The organism is Prevotella sp. Sow4_E9_plate (genome assembly GCF_052116205.1).
In the GTDB taxonomy this organism is placed as follows: domain Bacteria; phylum Bacteroidota; class Bacteroidia; order Bacteroidales; family Bacteroidaceae; genus Prevotella.
This window is the reverse complement of record NZ_JBQKLN010000033.1, coordinates 1-16116: the sequence shown is the minus strand read 5'-3', so window position 1 is coordinate 16116 and position 16116 is coordinate 1. Positions and strand designations below refer to the sequence as shown.

The 16116-nt window shown below is 44.4% G+C and carries 14 protein-coding genes and 5 tRNA genes; all 19 read left to right on the top strand.

Annotated features, from left to right (window positions below; translation table 11 throughout):
- Positions 1-48 precede the first annotated feature (48 nt).
- Entirely contained in the window at positions 49-930 is an 882-nt protein-coding gene (locus ACTQ53_RS12170) for a tyrosine-type recombinase/integrase (protein WP_441933191.1), read from the top strand.
- A 22-nt stretch (positions 931-952) separates the two neighbouring features.
- On the top strand, positions 953-1252 hold the full coding sequence (hpf, locus tag ACTQ53_RS12165; protein WP_217760866.1) for a ribosome hibernation-promoting factor, HPF/YfiA family: 300 nt from the start codon (positions 953-955) through the stop codon (positions 1250-1252).
- A gap of 100 nt (positions 1253-1352) precedes the next feature.
- Positions 1353-1426 (top strand) — tRNA-Thr (locus ACTQ53_RS12160).
- A 16-nt stretch (positions 1427-1442) separates the two neighbouring features.
- Positions 1443-1524 (top strand) — tRNA-Tyr (locus ACTQ53_RS12155).
- A 13-nt stretch (positions 1525-1537) separates the two neighbouring features.
- Positions 1538-1610, top strand: a tRNA-Gly gene (locus tag ACTQ53_RS12150).
- 14 nt (positions 1611-1624) lie between these two features.
- Positions 1625-1696: transfer RNA gene (locus ACTQ53_RS12145), tRNA-Thr, on the top strand.
- A 69-nt stretch (positions 1697-1765) separates the two neighbouring features.
- Positions 1766-2962, top strand: a complete 1197-nt coding sequence (gene tuf / locus ACTQ53_RS12140) for an elongation factor Tu (RefSeq protein WP_441933164.1) — start codon at positions 1766-1768, stop codon at positions 2960-2962.
- Positions 2963-3024: 62 nt separating this feature from the next.
- Positions 3025-3097, top strand: a tRNA-Trp gene (locus ACTQ53_RS12135).
- Positions 3098-3113: 16 nt separating this feature from the next.
- On the top strand, positions 3114-3302 hold the full coding sequence (gene secE, locus ACTQ53_RS12130) for a preprotein translocase subunit SecE (protein WP_006848848.1): 189 nt from the start codon (positions 3114-3116) through the stop codon (positions 3300-3302).
- Between the two features lie 12 nt (positions 3303-3314).
- Positions 3315-3857 (top strand): transcription termination/antitermination protein NusG, encoded by a 543-nt coding sequence (nusG, locus tag ACTQ53_RS12125; protein WP_153125275.1) that lies wholly within the window; start codon positions 3315-3317, stop codon positions 3855-3857.
- A 61-nt stretch (positions 3858-3918) separates the two neighbouring features.
- Positions 3919-4359, top strand: a complete 441-nt coding sequence (gene rplK, locus ACTQ53_RS12120) for a 50S ribosomal protein L11 (protein WP_089543938.1) — start codon at positions 3919-3921, stop codon at positions 4357-4359.
- 21 nt (positions 4360-4380) lie between these two features.
- A complete protein-coding gene (gene rplA, locus ACTQ53_RS12115; protein ID WP_294700320.1) occupies positions 4381-5073 on the top strand; it encodes a 50S ribosomal protein L1 in 693 nt (230 codons plus the stop codon).
- Positions 5074-5091: 18 nt separating this feature from the next.
- Positions 5092-5610 (top strand): 50S ribosomal protein L10, encoded by a 519-nt coding sequence (rplJ, locus tag ACTQ53_RS12110; protein ID WP_294969765.1) that lies wholly within the window; start codon positions 5092-5094, stop codon positions 5608-5610.
- A 55-nt stretch (positions 5611-5665) separates the two neighbouring features.
- The gene (gene rplL, locus ACTQ53_RS12105; protein ID WP_089543935.1) at positions 5666-6043 is read left to right on the top strand and encodes a 50S ribosomal protein L7/L12; all 378 of its coding nucleotides are present in this window, start codon (positions 5666-5668) and stop codon (positions 6041-6043) included.
- Positions 6044-6154: 111 nt separating this feature from the next.
- On the top strand, positions 6155-9967 hold the full coding sequence (gene rpoB, locus ACTQ53_RS12100; RefSeq protein WP_294969762.1) for a DNA-directed RNA polymerase subunit beta: 3813 nt from the start codon (positions 6155-6157) through the stop codon (positions 9965-9967).
- Between the two features lie 31 nt (positions 9968-9998).
- A complete protein-coding gene (gene rpoC, locus ACTQ53_RS12095) occupies positions 9999-14330 on the top strand; it encodes a DNA-directed RNA polymerase subunit beta' (RefSeq protein ID WP_294969760.1) in 4332 nt (1443 codons plus the stop codon).
- A gap of 311 nt (positions 14331-14641) precedes the next feature.
- Entirely contained in the window at positions 14642-15157 is a 516-nt protein-coding gene (locus ACTQ53_RS12090; protein WP_441933159.1) for a sigma-70 family RNA polymerase sigma factor, read from the top strand.
- A complete protein-coding gene (locus ACTQ53_RS12085; protein ID WP_441933157.1) occupies positions 15150-15791 on the top strand; it encodes a DUF4974 domain-containing protein in 642 nt (213 codons plus the stop codon). The genes ACTQ53_RS12090 and ACTQ53_RS12085 overlap by 8 nt, the downstream gene beginning before the upstream one ends.
- A 68-nt stretch (positions 15792-15859) precedes the next feature.
- Entirely contained in the window at positions 15860-16039 is a 180-nt protein-coding gene (locus tag ACTQ53_RS12080; RefSeq protein ID WP_441933156.1) for a hypothetical protein, read from the top strand.
- Positions 16040-16116 lie beyond the last annotated feature (77 nt).

Genomic DNA, 16116 nt, shown 5'->3' with positions numbered 1-16116 from the left:
TTAATTTTCGTAACTTCGTTGCCGAATAACAGAATGAGCAACCTTATGCTGAATATTGACAAGTTCTTAGAATACTTAGAGTGTGAACTGAATAGGTCGCAAAGGACAGTAGAAAGCTATCGGGATGATTTGAAACACTTCGAGAAGTTTGCTAGGGACTTGTCTGATTCCTTCTCTTGGGAAACCGTTGATGCTGATCTCGTCCGTAACTGGATGGCTCAGATGATTGACGAGGGAAATAAGGCTACTTCAGTCTGTAGAAGGTTGAGTGCTTTGAAGACTTTTTATCGTTTTGCCTTGTCGAGGCATTATGTGGGAAGTGATCCTGTTTATCAAGTCCAAGGGCCGAAAAAAGAAAAACCTCTGCCGCAATTCTTGAAAGAGAGTGAGTTGGAGGATTTGCTGGATAAGCAACAGTGGGGGGCTGATTATAATAGTGTACGTGCGCGTACCTTAATTATAACGTTCTATGAAACTGGGATGCGAGTCTCGGAACTGGTTGGCTTGAATGATGAGGATGTCAACTTTCTGAATAAAGAGTTGAAGGTCACGGGAAAGGGAAATAAGCAGCGTGTCATTCCGTTTGGTGACGAGCTTTGTGAAACTTTACAAGGATATATAAGGCTAAGGAATCTTAGCTTGGAGCGAAAGTCGGATGCTTTGTTTCTTTCTAGAAAGGGGATGAGGATGAGTACTGCAAATGTTCGCTCTATTGTGAAGGAAAACCTCTCGAGGGTCTGCTCGTTGAAAAAGAAAAGTCCACATGTCTTGAGGCATACGTTTGCTACGGCAATGTTGAATCATCATGTTGGTATTGAAAGTTTGAAAAAACTGTTGGGACATGCCAAGCTCTCTACTACGGAGATTTATACGCATACAACGTTCGAACAGTTAAAGCGAGTTTATAATGAAGCCCATCCAAGGGCATAACCTTTTAAAATTGGAGGTCACTATGGAAATTAAGATTCAGTCGATTCATTTCGACGCTACTGAGAAGTTACAGGCGTTTATCGAGAAGAAAATCGCCAAGTTGGAGAAAACTTATGAAGATATACAGAAAGTAGAGGTGCAATTAAAGGTCGTAAAACCTGCTACTGCCCTTAACAAGGAAGTCCATCTCGATGTTGCAGTCCCAGGAACCCATTTGTTCGTGGAGAAGACATGCGATACTTTTGAGGAGGGAGTTGACCAGGCAGTGGATTCTATGAAGGTTCAATTGACCAAATTTAAAGAAAAAACAAGGAATCGATAAAAAAAACACGAAAAAATTTTGTGGATTCAAAAAATAGTTGTATCTTTGCAGCCGTTTTCCGATAGGTCGAAAACTTAGCCGTATTGCGGCTGTAAAGATTGCCTCTTTAGCTCAGTTGGCCAGAGCACGTGATTTGTAATCTCGGGGTCGTTGGTTCGAATCCGACAAGAGGCTCGAAAGGAAAGTTTATGGGTAGTTACCAGAGTGGCCAAATGGGGCAGACTGTAAATCTGCTGGCTATGCCTTCGGTGGTTCGAATCCATCACTACCCACTTTCTTTGATAAGCGGAAATAGCTCAGTTGATAGAGCACTAGCCTTCCAAGCTGGGGGTCGCGGGTTTGAGCCCCGTTTTCCGCTCAATTTATTAACTTGCTGTAATAGCTCAGTGGTAGAGCACTTCCTTGGTAAGGAAGAGGTCCTGAGTTCAACTCTCAGTTACAGCTCTATCGTTCTAGATGCTTTAGGATGGTAGAGGAACAGATTATTCATTTATATAAATAAAAAGAAAAGCTATGGCTAAAGAAGAATTCGTGCGTACCAAACCGCATGTTAACATTGGTACAATTGGTCATGTTGACCATGGTAAGACTACTCTGACCGCTGCTATCTCTAAGGTATTGAATGAGAAGCTCGGTACAACTGAGGAAGTTAAGTCATTCGATCAGATTGATAATGCTCCTGAGGAGAAAGAGCGTGGTATCACTATCAACTCTGCTCACATCGAGTATGAGACTGCAAAGCGTCACTATGCGCACGTTGACTGTCCTGGACACGCTGACTATGTAAAGAACATGGTTACTGGTGCTGCTCAGATGGATGGTGCTATCTTGGTTTGTGCTGCTACTGATGGTCCTATGCCACAGACACGTGAGCACGTACTTCTTGCACGTCAGGTAAACGTTCCTCGCTTGGTTGTTTTCTTGAACAAGTGTGATATGGTTGACGATGAGGAGATGCTTGAGCTCGTTGAGATGGAGCTTCATGAGATCCTCGAACAGTACGGTTATGAGGAGGATACTCCAATCGTACGCGGTTCTGCTCTCGGTGCTTTGAACGGTGTAGAGAAGTGGGTTAAGTCTGTTGAGAACTTGATGGACGTAGTTGATGAGTGGATTCAGGAGCCTGAGCGTGAGGTTGACAAGCCATTCTTGATGCCTATCGAGGACGTATTCTCAATCACAGGTCGTGGTACTGTTGCTACTGGTCGTATCGAGACTGGTCGTTGCAAGGTAGGTGACGAAGTTCAGTTGCTCGGTCTTGGTGAGGATAAGAAGTCTGTTATCACTGGTGTTGAGATGTTCCGTAAGGTACTCGCTGAGGGTGAGGCAGGTGATAACGTAGGTTTGCTTCTCCGTGGTATTGACAAGGCAGAAGTTAAGCGTGGTATGGTAGTTGTACACCCAGGTGCTATTACTCCTCACGATCACTTCAAGGCTTCTATCTATGTATTGAAGAAGGAAGAGGGTGGACGTCATACTCCATTCGGTAACAAGTATCGTCCTCAGTTCTATCTCCGTACTATGGACTGTACAGGTGAAATCAAGCTTCCAGAGGGAGTTGAGATGGTAATGCCTGGTGATAACGTAGAGATTGAGGTAGTGTTGATCTACAAGGTTGCTTTGAACGAGGGTCTTCGTTTCGCTATCCGTGAGGGTGGTCGTACAGTAGGTTCTGGTCAGATTACAGCACTCCTCGACGATATTCAGTAATTTTAGAATTATCTAGACTTACTATATATGACTTCCGCTTCTGCGGAGGCGGAAGTCAACTTACGGGTTTAGCTCAGTTGGTAGAGCACTGGTCTCCAAAACCAGGTGTCGAGGGTTCGAGCCCTTCAACCCGTGCAAAATAGAAGATAATATGAATAAAATAGTAAATTATTGCAAGGCATGTTACGATGAACTTGCGCATAAGACTACTTGGCCATCACGTGCCGAACTTACTCATAGTGCAATGGTTGTATTATCTGCTTCCCTAGTCATTGCATTGGTGGTGTTCGCGATGGACTCTATATTCAAAGCCTTTATGGGTGTTGTTTATCCAGGTTAATTTTTAAAGGAAATGGCAGACGCAGGAAATAAATGGTATGTGCTCAAGGCCGTAAGCGGTAAAGAGGCTAAGGTGAAAGAATACATCGAAGCTGAGATGAAGCACAATGACTTACTTGCAGCAAATGTTTCTCAGGTGCTTATACCAGTTGAGAAGCATGCGGCTGTGCGTAATGGTAAGAGAGTCGTTAAAGAAAAAGTATCTCTTCCAGGTTATGTTTTTGTGGAGGCTAAACTGAAGGGTGATGTTGCGCATACACTGCGTTTCATGCCTAACGTTCTAGGTTTCCTTGGAGGATTGGATGAGCCTACACCTGTCCCACAGAGAGATATCAATCGAATGTTGGGAGCAGCAGAAGAGACTGAGTTTGAGGAGAATCTTGATTGTCCTTATCTCGTTAATGATACTGTTAAGGTAATGGAAGGTCCATTCAGTGGATTCAGTGGTGTTATCGAAGAGGTTAACTTGGAGAAACATAAGCTGAAGGTAACGGTTAAGATCTTCGGACGTAAAACTCCGTTGGAATTAGGTTTTATGCAAGTAGAAAAGGAATAGGATTCTGTTACGAGAATTTTAGATCCTTTTATAAGTTTCAATTTTAAATATTAACAAGAAAATGGCTAAAGAAGTTGCTGGATTAATCAAATTACAGATTAAAGGTGGCGCTGCAAATCCTTCACCTCCAGTAGGACCTGCTCTGGGTTCTAAAGGTATTAATATCATGGGATTCTGCAAGGAGTTCAACGCCCGTACCCAGGACAAAGCAGGTAAGGTATTGCCAGTTGTTATTACATACTACACTGACAAGTCGTTCGATTTCGTTATCAAGACTCCTCCTGCTGCTGTACAGTTGAAAGAGGCTGCAAAAATCAAGAGTGGTTCTGCTCAGCCTAATCGTCAGAAGGTTGCTTCTCTTACTTGGGATCAGGTAAAGGTAATCGCTGAGGATAAGATGAAGGACTTGAACTGCTTTACTGTAGAGTCAGCTATGAAGCTCATCGCTGGTACTGCAAGAAGTATGGGTATTACTGTAAAGGGAGACTTCCCTGGTAAATAATTTAAAACTTCAATTAGAAAAATGAGTAAACTGACAAAAAATCAAAAATCAGTAGCTGATAAGGTTGAAGCAGGGAAGATGTACACTTTGAAAGAGGCTGCAGAGTTGGTTAAGGAAATTACCACAACCAAGTTTGATGCATCTCTTGATATTGATGTACGTTTAGGTGTTGACCCACGTAAGGCTAACCAGATGGTTCGTGGCGTTGTTTCATTGCCAAACGGTACCGGTAAGGTTACTCGCGTGCTCGCTCTCTGTACTCCTGATCAGGAAGCTGCTGCTAAGGAAGCAGGCGCTGACTACGTAGGTCTCGACGAATATGTTGAGAAGATTAAGGGTGGTTGGACAGATATTGATGTCATCATCACAATGCCATCTTGCATGGGTAAGATTGGTCCTTTGGGTCGTGTTCTCGGTCCTCGTGGATTGATGCCAAACCCTAAGAGTGGCACTGTAACTATGGATGTTGCTAAGGCAGTTAAGGAAGTTAAGCAAGGTAAGATTGACTTTAAGGTTGATAAGGCTGGTATTATCCACACTTCAATCGGTAAGGTTAGTATGACCTCAGAGCAGATCTACGGAAATGCTAAGGAGTTCATCAATACAGTTATCAAGTTGAAGCCTGCTGCTGCTAAAGGTACATATATCAAGAGTATCTTTATTTCTAGCACTATGAGTAAGGGTATCAAGATTGATCCTAAATCAGTTGAATAACTCTAAAAGTTTTGTAAAATGAAGAAAGAAGTTAAAGATACTATCATCACCAAACTTGGACAGTTGCTTCAGGAATTCCCTCACTTCTATCTTGTAGATGTTACAGGATTGGATGCAGAGAAGACAAGCAATCTTCGTCGCAAGTGTTTCAAGAGTGAGATTAAGATGGTTGTTGTTAAGAATACCTTGCTTCACAAGGCATTTGAGGCATCAGACATCGATTTCTCTGAGCTTTATGGCAGCTTGAAGGGTACTACAGCAGTTATGTTCACTAACGTAGCTAATGTACCAGCTAAGTTGTTGAAGGAATACGAGAAGGAAGGCATCCCAGCATTGAAGGCTGCTTATGCAGAGGAAGGATTTTATGTTGGTGCAGACAAGCTCGCAGAACTTTCAGCAATCAAGAGCAAGAGCGAGGTTATCGCAGAGATTGTTGCTTTGCTCCAGTCTCCAGCAAAGAACGTTGTTTCTGCTCTTCAATCAGGAAGCAACACTATTCACGGTGTGCTTAAGACATTGGGCGAGCGTCCTGAGTAATCAATCACAATGTTATCAATTTTAATAGTATAAACAAATAAAAATTTAGAATAAAATGGCAGATATCAAAGCTATTGCAGAAGAGTTAGTAAATCTTACTGTTAAGGAAGTTAATGAGTTGGCAACAGTCCTCAAGGACGAGTATGGAATTGAGCCTGCTGCTGCAGCTGTAGCTGTAGCTGCTGGTCCTGCTGCTGGTGGTGCAGCTGCAGCTGAGGAGAAGTCTTCATTCGACGTAGTTCTCGCTGAAGTTGGTGGCGCTAAGCTCCAGGTAGTAAAGGCTGTTAAGGAGGCTTGTGGTCTCGGTTTGAAAGAGGCTAAGGATCTCGTAGACGGTGCTCCTTCTACAATCAAGGAGGGTGTATCTAAGGACGAGGCTGAGAACCTTAAGAAGGCTATCGAAGAGGCTGGTGCTAAGGTAGAGCTCAAGTAATTAGATTAATTACATCTCTTACATAATGGTTAGGATTCTCCTAGTAGGCGAGTCCTAACCTTTTTGTGTCTTTTATTATCATGTTAATAAAACCCCATTTAATAACTTCTAATGGCTACAAAAATTGTTGATAACAGAGTAAATTTTGCCAGCGTCCATAATCCGTACCCATATCCGGATTTTCTCGATGTGCAGTTAAAGTCTTTTAAGGACTTCTTACAGTTGGATACTCCGCCTGAGGAACGCAAGAATGACGGTTTGTATAAGGTGTTCTCTGAGAATTTCCCTATCACCGATACTCGTAATAATTTCGTTCTTGAGTTCTTGGATTACTATATTGACCCTCCTCGTTATTCTATCGATGAGTGCTTGGAGCGCGGTCTTACATATAGCGTACCTTTGAAGGCTAAGATGAAACTGTATTGTACTGATCCTGACCATGAGGATTTCGGTACTTTCATTCAAGATGTATTCTTGGGTACTATCCCTTACATGACTTCTAACGGTACATTCGTCATCAATGGTGCTGAGCGTGTTGTTGTTTCTCAGTTGCACCGTTCACCTGGTGTGTTCTTTGGACAGGGTGTTCATGCAAATGGTACTCTTCTCTATTCTGCCCGTATCATTCCTTTCAAGGGTAGCTGGATTGAGTTTGCTACTGACATCAATAATGTGATGTATGCTTACATCGACCGTAAGAAGAAGTTGCCTGTTACTACCTTGCTTCGTGCTATCGGCTATGAGCAGGATAAGGATATTCTCCAGATTTTCGACCTTGCTGAGGAGGTTAAGGTTAACAAGAAGAATATGAAGGCTGCTATCGGTCGCAAGCTTGCTGCACGTGTCCTGAAGAGTTGGTATGAGGACTTCGTTGATGAGGATACTGGTGAAGTTGTATCTATCGAACGTAACGAGGTTATCATGGAACGTGAAACCGAGTTGACTGTCGATAACATCGAGGAGATTGTTGAGAGTGGTGCTTCTACTGTTCTTCTTCACAAGAATGAAGAGGCTGCAAACAAGTTTACCATCATCTTCAATACATTGGCAAAGGACCCAAGTAACTCTGAAAAAGAGGCTGTCAACTACATTTATCGTCAGTTGCGTAATGCTGATCCTGCTGATGATGCCAGTGCACGCGAAGTATTCCAGAACTTGTTCTTCTCAGACAAGCGTTATGATTTGGGTGAGGTAGGTCGCTACCGTATTAATAAGAAGTTGGGTCTCGATACAGATATGGATGTCCGCGTTTTGACTAAGGACGATATCATCGAGATTATCAAATATTTGATTCAGCTCATCAACTCAAGTGCTACAGTTGATGATATCGACCACTTGTCTAACCGTCGTGTTCGTACCGTTGGCGAGCAGTTGGCTAACCAGTTCTCTATCGGTTTGGCACGTATGAGCCGTACAATCCGTGAGCGTATGAACGTTCGTGACAATGAGGTGTTTACACCAACAGATTTGATCAATGCCAAGACCATCTCTAGTGTTATCAACTCATTCTTCGGTACAAACCCATTGTCACAGTTCATGGACCAGACCAACCCATTGGCTGAGGTAACTCACAAGCGTCGTCTTTCTGCCCTCGGTCCTGGTGGTTTGTCTCGTGAGCGTGCAGGTTTCGAGGTTCGTGACGTACACTATACTCACTATGGTCGTCTTTGTCCTATTGAGAGTCCTGAAGGTCCAAACATCGGTTTGATTTCTTCTCTCTGTATGTATGCAAAGATCAATGACCTTGGCTTTATCGTTACTCCTTACCGTAAGGTTAACGACAGCAAGGTTGACATGGATAATGCTGATGTCGTATTCTTGACCGCTGAGGATGAAGAGGCTAAGATTATTGGTCAGGGTAATGCTCCTTTGACAGAAGAAGGTGAATTTATCCGTGACGTTGTTAAGTGCCGTCAGGATGCTGATTACCCAGTTGTTCCTCCTGCAGACGTTGATTATGTTGACGTGTCACCTCAGCAGATTGCTTCTGTATCAGCAGGTTTGATTCCATTCTTGGAGCATGATGACGGTCACCGTGCGTTGATGGGATGTAACATGATGCGCCAGGCTGTTCCATTGCTTCACAATGATGCACCTATCGTAGGTACTGGTCTTGAGAAGCAGGTTTGTGAAGATTCACGTACTATGGTTACTGCAGAAGGCGAGGGTGTTATCGAATATGTAGATGCTACAACCATCCGTATTCTTTACGATCGTACAGAGGATGATGAGTTCGTAAGCTTCGAGCCTGCTTTGAAGGAGTATCGTATTCCTAAGTTCCGTCGTACCAACCAGAATATGACCATCGACTTGCGTCCTATCTGCAATAAGGGTCAACGTGTGAAGGCTGGCGATATCCTGACTGAGGGTTATGCTACTGAAAATGGTGAGTTGGCTTTGGGTCGTAACTTGCTCGTTGCTTATATCCCTTGGAAGGGTTATAACTATGAGGATGCCGTCGTTATCTCTGAGCGCATGGTTCGCGATGACGTGTTGACTTCTGTTCACGTAGACGAGTATTCTCTTGATGTTCGTGAGACTAAGCGTGGTGTAGAGGAATTTACTTCTGATATTCCAAACGTAAGCGAAGAAGCTACAAAGGACCTCGATGATAATGGTATCGTTCGCGTAGGTGCTAGAATTGAACCAGGCGATATCATGATTGGTAAGATTTCACCTAAGGGTGAGAGCGATCCTTCACCAGAAGAGAAGTTGCTCCGTGCTATCTTCGGTGACAAGGCTGGTGATGTGAAGGATTCTTCATTGAAGGCTAATCCATCTTTGAGTGGTGTTGTTATTGACAAGAAGTTGTTCTCACGTGCAGTGAAGACTCGTGAATCCAAGAAGCAGGATAAGATTATACTTGCAAAGATTGATGAGGAGTACGAGGCAAAGGGAGACGACTTGAAGGATATCCTCGTTGATAAGTTGCTCACTCTGACAGAGGGAAAGACTTCTGAGGGCGTCAAGGATTATACAGGTGCTGAAATCATTACCAAGGGTAGCAAGTTCACTGCTACTGCCTTGAAGAACCTGGAGTATGATGGCGTTCAGTCTAATGGTTGGACAGATGATGACCATACCAATGGTTTGATCCAGCGTTTGATCATGAACTATATCCGCAAGTACAAGCAGCTTGATGCTGAGTTGAAGCGTCGCAAGTTTGCTATTACTATCGGTGATGAGCTTCCATCAGGAATTCTTCAGATGGCTAAGGTTTACATCGCTAAGAAGCGTAAGATTCAGGTAGGTGATAAGCTTGCTGGTCGTCACGGTAATAAGGGTATCGTTTCTAAGGTAGTTCGTCTTGAGGATATGCCATTCATGGCAGACGGTCGTCCTGTTGATATGGTATTGAACCCATTGGGTGTGCCTTCTCGAATGAACCTTGGTCAGATCTTTGAGTGTATCCTCGGTGCTGCAGGTAAGAAGTTGGGTGTTAAGTTCGCTACTCCTATCTTTGACGGTGCTAAGCTGGAAGACCTTTCTGAATGGACAGATAAGGCTGGTTTGCCTCGCTTCTGTTCTACTTACCTCTATGATGGTGAGACAGGTGAGCAGTTCGACCAGCCAGCTACAGTTGGTATGACTTACTTCTTGAAGTTGGGTCACATGGTTGAGGATAAGATGCACGCACGTTCCATCGGTCCTTACTCTCTGATTACTCAGCAGCCACTTGGTGGTAAGGCACAGTTTGGTGGTCAGCGATTCGGAGAGATGGAGGTTTGGGCCATCGAGGCATTCGGTGCCAGCCACGTATTGCAGGAGATTCTGACTATCAAGTCAGATGACGTTGTAGGACGTAGCAAGGCATACGAGGCAATCGTGAAGGGTGATCCAATGCCAACACCTGGCATTCCAGAGTCACTCAACGTATTGCTCCATGAGCTTCGCGGCCTTGGCTTGAGCATCAAGCTGGATTAATTTTGAGAACCCCTAATTAAGATATAGAAACATGGCTTTCAAAAAAGATACAAAGGTAAAGAATAATTTTACGAAGATTACCATCGGTCTCGCTTCTCCTGAGGAGATCCTGGAAAATTCGTATGGTGAGGTTACTAAGCCTGAAACCATTAATTATCGAACATACAAGCCGGAGCGTGATGGTCTCTTCTGCGAGCGCATTTTTGGTCCTACCAAGGACTATGAGTGCGCCTGCGGTAAGTACAAGCGCATCCGCTACAAGGGAATCGTCTGCGACCGATGCGGTGTAGAGGTTACTGAGAAGAAGGTTCGTCGTGAGCGTTCTGGTCACATCGAACTCGTTGTTCCTGTAGCTCACATCTGGTATTTCCGTTCTCTTCCTAACAAGATTGGTTACCTCCTCGGTATGCCAACCAAGAAACTTGATGCTGTTATCTACTACGAGAAGTATGTAGTTATCCAGCCTGGTGTGATGGAAGGTAAGACAGATGCTGATGGATTGGAAGTAAACGGTTCTCATAAGCTCGATCTCCTGACAGAAGATGAGTATATCGACATTATCGACAACCAGATCAGCGAGGAAAATGATCGTTTGGATGATTCTGATCCTAACAAGTTCATTGCCAAGATGGGTGCAGAGGCTATCTATGAGCTTCTTCAGGATGTAGACCTCGACAATCTGTCATACGAACTTCGTGACCGAGCTAACAACGATTCTAGCCAGCAGCGTAAGACTGAGGCTTTGAAGCGTCTTCAGGTAGTAGAGGGTTTCCGTGCCAGCAAGGGTATTAACAAGCCTGAATGGATGATCATGAAGATTATTCCTGTTACTCCTCCAGAGCTTCGCCCATTGGTACCGCTGGACGGTGGTCGTTTCGCTACATCAGACTTGAACGACCTCTATCGTCGTGTTATCATCCGTAACAACCGTTTGAAGAGATTGGTTGAAATCAAGGCTCCTGAAGTGATTCTCCGAAACGAGAAGCGTATGTTGCAGGAGGCTGTTGACAGCTTGTTCGACAACTCTCGCAAGAGTTCTGCTGTCAAGAGTGAGAGCAATCGTCCATTGAAGTCTCTCTCTGACTCTTTGAAGGGTAAGCAGGGTCGTTTCCGTCAGAACTTGTTGGGTAAGCGTGTTGACTACTCTGCTCGTTCGGTAATCGTTGTAGGTCCTGAGTTGAAGATGGGTGAGTGTGGTCTTCCTAAGTTGATGGCTGCTGAGCTTTACAAACCATTTATCATCCGCAAGTTGATTGAGCGTGGTATTGTCAAGACTGTTAAGAGTGCCAAGAAGATTGTTGACCGTCGCGAGCCTGTTATCTGGGATATCCTCGAGAACGTGATGAAGGGTCATCCGGTTATGTTGAACCGTGCCCCTACACTTCACCGTCTCGGTATTCAGGCTTTCCAGCCTAAGATGATTGAGGGTAAGGCTATCCAGTTGCACCCATTGGCATGTACAGCGTTCAACGCCGACTTCGATGGTGACCAGATGGCTGTTCACCTTCCATTGAGCAATGAGGCTATCTTGGAGACTCAGATTCTGATGCTCCAGAGCCATAACATTCTGAACCCTGCTAATGGTGCACCTATCACCGTTCCTTCTCAGGATATGGTGCTTGGTCTCTACTATATTACAAAGATTCGTCCAGGTGCAAAGGGCGAGGGATTGACATTCTACGGTCCTGAGGAGGCTTTGATTGCCCGTAACGAGGGTCGTTGTGATCTCCACGCTTTGGTAAAGGTTGTCGTTGACGACTTGGTTGACGGTAAGATTCAGAAGCGTATGGTTGAGACTTCTGTAGGTCGTGTTATCGTGAATGGTATCATCCCTGATGAGGTAGGATTCTTCAACGATGTCATCTCCAAGAAGACTCTCCGTGGCTTGATTTCTAGTGTAATCAAGGCCGTAGGTATGGCTGAGGCATGTGAATTCCTCGATGGTATCAAGAACTTGGGTTATCGTATGGCATACGTTGCAGGTTTGTCATTTAACCTTGGTGATATCATTATCCCACCAGAGAAGGAGGCTATCGTTGAGCGTGGTCGCAAGGAGGTTGAGGAAATCACCAACAACTATAATATGGGTTTCATCACCAACAAGGAGCGTTACAACCAGGTTATCGATGCATGGACTCACGTAAATACCGACTTGGGTAACATCTTGATGAAGGAGATGACTGAAGCTGACCAGGGATTCAACGCTGTATACATGATGCTTGATTCCGGAGCCCGTGGTTCTAAGGATCAGATTAAGCAGTTGTCAGGTATGCGTGGTTTGATGGCTAAGCCTCAGAAGGCTGGTGCAGAGGGTGCGCAGATCATTGAGAACCCTATCCTTTCTAACTTTAAGGAGGGTATGTCAGTGTTGGAGTACTTTATCGCTTCTCATGGTGCCCGTAAGGGTCTTGCGGATACCGCTATGAAGACTGCCGATGCTGGTTACCTGACTCGTCGTCTTGTTGACGTTTCTCATGACGTCATCATTACTGAGGAGGATTGTGGTACATTGCGCGGTCTGGTATGTACAGCATTGAAGAATGGTGATGAGATTATTTCTTCACTCTATGAGCGTATCCTGGGTCGTGTATCAGTTCATGACATTATCCACCCAACTACAGGTGAGTTGATAGTCAAGGCAGGTGAGGAAATTACTGAGCCAAAGGCTAAGGCAATCGATGAGTCTCCTATCGAGAGCGTTGAGATTCGTTCCGTACTTACCTGTGAGAGCAAGAAGGGTGTCTGCATGAAGTGTTACGGTCGTAACTTGGCTACAGCCCGCATGGTTCAGCTTGGTGAGGCTGTCGGTGTCATCGCAGCTCAGGCTATTGGTGAGCCTGGTACTCAGCTTACTCTCCGTACATTCCACGCCGGTGGTATTGCGTCTAACGCTGCTGCCAATGCTAAGATTGCTGCGAAGAACAAGTCTCGTATCGAGTTTGATGAATTGAGCACTGTTCCTTTCATCGAGGAAGATGAGGAAGGAAATGATATCAAGTGCGAGAAGGTAGTAAGCCACTTGGCCGAAATCCGTTTCGTTGATCCAAATACAAACATCATCCTTGCTACATTGAATGTTCCTTACGGTTCTTCTCTGTATCATAAGGAAGGTGAAGTTGTTGAAAAGGATACTGTGATTGCCCGTTGGGACCCATTCAACGCCGTTATCGTCAGCCAGTATGCCGGTACATTGAAGTTCAATGACGTTCAGAAGGATCAGACCTACCGTGCCGAGGTCGATGAGACCACTGGTTTGGAGGAGAAGATCATCACTGATTCAAAGAATAAGGCGATGGTTCCTTCTTGTGATGTTATCGATGCTAATGGTGAGGTAGTTGGTACATACAACTTCCCTGTAGGTGGTCACCTCATTGTTGAGGATGGTCAGACTATCAAGACCGGTGAGGTGTTGGTTAAGATTCCTCGTGCGGTTGGTGGTGCTGGTGATATCACCGGTGGTCTTCCACGTGTTACCGAGCTTCTCGAGGCTCGTAACCCATCTAACCCTGCTGTCGTATCAGAAATCGATGGTGAGGTAACCATGGGTAAGGTAAAGCGTGGTAACCGTGAGATCATCGTAACATCTAAGACTGGTGATCAGAAGAAGTATCTCGTATCTCTCTCTAAGCAGATTCTGGTACAGGAGCATGATGCTGTACGTGCTGGTACTCCTCTTTCTGATGGTAGTGTAACTCCTGGCGATATCCTCGCCATCATGGGTCCTACTGCTGTTCAGGAGTATATCGTTAACCAGATTCAGGACGTTTACCGTCTCCAGGGTGTGGCTATCAACGATAAGCACTTCGAGGTTGTGGTACGTCAGATGATGCGTAAGGTTCGTATCGACGATCCAGGTGATACAACATTCCTGGAGCAGGAGTTGGTTGACAAGCTCGACTTCGCTGAGGAAAATGATCGTATCTGGGGTAAGAAGGTTGTTACCGATGCCGGCGACAGCACCGAACTTAAGCCAGGTCAGATTATCACAGCACGCAGATTGCGTGATGAGAACTCTGCCTTGAAGCGTCGTGACAAGAAACTTGTACAGGTTCGTGATGCCGTAGCTGCTACTTCTACTCAGATTCTTCAGGGTATCACCCGTGCTGCTCTTGGTACAAAGAGCTTCATGAGTGCTGCTTCCTTCCAGGAAACTACTAAGGTCTTGAACGAGGCTGCTATCCGTGGTAAGGTTGATTACCTTGAGGGTATGAAGGAGAATGTAATCTGCGGTCACTTGATTCCTGCAGGTACTGGTCTCCGTCAGTGGGAGAAGCTCATCGTCGGCTCTAAGGAAGAGTACGAGCGTATGCAAGCTAATAGAAAGAATGTACTCGACTATGCAGATACTCCTATCGTGGACTAATCAGTAGAATAGAGTCACATATATAATAAGGAGGGTGTGTCATAAGATTATGATGCACCCTCTTTTTCTTTTGTATGCTATTGATATATTGTTGGAAAAGACAGCTAAAGTTTTTGGAAAAGCTAGTATCTCTGGTCGCACAACAGCTGTTGTGAGCTTGCATATCAGCTGATATGCGCTTGCATGACAGGTGATGTGCATGCGGCGGTCTACTGTTATGCGCTAACTTTTTTATATTTTTTCTTCTTCATGGGTTGGGAATTTTGTACCTTGATGTGTTCTTGGGATAAACAATACAGATAAAAATAGAAATGGAAAAGATAGAACAACTTTTTCGCCAGCATTATTCAAAGATGTTTCTCGTTTCGAGGATGATTCTAGGGGATGAAGAGACCGCAAGGGATGTGGTGAGCGATATTTTTGCAGATTTGCTCAGTGGAAAGCTTCGGCTTCCACCTAAAAGTACGGAAGGTTACTTTCTCGTTCTTACTCGAAACCGATGTTTGAATTATCTCAGAAAGATGACCCTTCACGAAAAGGTCAAGGCTGGTCTTAAAGTGGACCATACGGTAGATATCGTGCATGATGAAAACCGAATCATTCACGAGATAGACCATGAGATGAGCAAGGCAGATCAGATGCTTAGTTTTGTAGATGAAGAATTGACGCTCCAAACCCGCCGCGTGGTCAATATGCATTATCGCCAGAAACTCACTTATCGTGAAATCTCAGAAGAGTTAGGTATCAGTGAGGCTGCCGTCTATAAGCATCTTGCTCAAGGTATCAAACGAATAAAAGAACATTTTAATCCCAAGAACAATGGATAAGTTAACACAAGTAATCGACATGAGTGAGCACCCAGAGCATTATTCTGAGTCTCAGATGAAAGAGATTCTCCAAGATGAGAAGTCTCGCCAGACCTATCTCACGATGATGGAGATGCGTATGGCTTTTGATAAAGAAGCGACAGAGAAAGATTTGGATGTAGATAAGGAATGGCAATTGTTTGCTGACCAGCATCCGGTAGTGAAGTCCCGTTTTGATTGGCGCAAACTCGCTGCTTCCTTTATAGGTGTATGTTTGCTGTCTTGCATCGCCTTTGCTGCCATTCATACATTCAGTTCGCATCGTCAGGTAGAAGAAACATCGGCAGGGGATACGTCTCAGGTAAAAGTAGTATCCAGTCCAAATACTGCTGCTGTCAGTGATAAAGCTACGTCATCTGATGTCAAGAAGGAAATTGTGCATAAGACTTTCGACAATGTTTCCTTAGAAACGATGCTCGGAGAAATGGCAGAGTATTATGGAGTGAAGATTGTGTTCCAGAACCAGGAAGCCAAGCAGCTTCGTTTCTATTATGAATGGAACAGCGAGAACATTCTGCAGAGTGTAGTGGATGAATTGAATCATTCACAGCAGATAGTTCTCTCTTTGGACAATGAGCAACTTGTTGTAGAATAACCCTGTCGCTGACAGGTCTGTTTACAAGTTGGCTTATTTGTAATATGTATCAAATCAATATAAAGATTATGAAGAAATATATGTTCGCTTTCCTGATGTGTCTGTTGGTACAGGCATCGTTTGGACAGCGCATCTCTCGAAGCTATAGCAACCGTTCCATGTCTGAAGTCCTGAAGGATTTAGACAAGGCAACCCGTCGATATAAAATCAGTTTTATCTATAACAATAGTTCGTTAATAATTCAATAATGTGCTAAGCAGCTATACGCTGTAAGCACGAGAGATCTTTGAAAATCTTGCTAATTAAAGTTCGGTTCGGGGTGTAC

Excerpts from the sequence above, each read along its gene's own strand:
- rplA (WP_294700320.1), top strand. The coding sequence starts at position 4,381 with ATGAGTAAACTGACAAAAAATCAAAAATCAGTAGCTGATAAGGTTGAA.
- ACTQ53_RS12080 (WP_441933156.1), top strand. The coding sequence starts at position 15,860 with ATGAAGAAATATATGTTCGCTTTCCTGATGTGTCTGTTGGTACAGGCA.
- rplJ (WP_294969765.1), top strand. The coding sequence starts at position 5,092 with ATGAAGAAAGAAGTTAAAGATACTATCATCACCAAACTTGGACAGTTG.
- ACTQ53_RS12090 (WP_441933159.1), top strand. The coding sequence starts at position 14,642 with ATGGAAAAGATAGAACAACTTTTTCGCCAGCATTATTCAAAGATGTTT.
- ACTQ53_RS12085 (WP_441933157.1), top strand. The coding sequence starts at position 15,150 with ATGGATAAGTTAACACAAGTAATCGACATGAGTGAGCACCCAGAGCAT.
- rplL (WP_089543935.1), top strand. The coding sequence starts at position 5,666 with ATGGCAGATATCAAAGCTATTGCAGAAGAGTTAGTAAATCTTACTGTT.
- nusG (WP_153125275.1), top strand. The coding sequence starts at position 3,315 with ATGGCAGACGCAGGAAATAAATGGTATGTGCTCAAGGCCGTAAGCGGT.
- rpoC (WP_294969760.1), top strand. The coding sequence starts at position 9,999 with ATGGCTTTCAAAAAAGATACAAAGGTAAAGAATAATTTTACGAAGATT.
- rplK (WP_089543938.1), top strand. The coding sequence starts at position 3,919 with ATGGCTAAAGAAGTTGCTGGATTAATCAAATTACAGATTAAAGGTGGC.
- rpoB (WP_294969762.1), top strand. The coding sequence starts at position 6,155 with ATGGCTACAAAAATTGTTGATAACAGAGTAAATTTTGCCAGCGTCCAT.
- hpf (WP_217760866.1), top strand. The coding sequence starts at position 953 with ATGGAAATTAAGATTCAGTCGATTCATTTCGACGCTACTGAGAAGTTA.
- tuf (WP_441933164.1), top strand. The coding sequence starts at position 1,766 with ATGGCTAAAGAAGAATTCGTGCGTACCAAACCGCATGTTAACATTGGT.
- secE (WP_006848848.1), top strand. The coding sequence starts at position 3,114 with ATGAATAAAATAGTAAATTATTGCAAGGCATGTTACGATGAACTTGCG.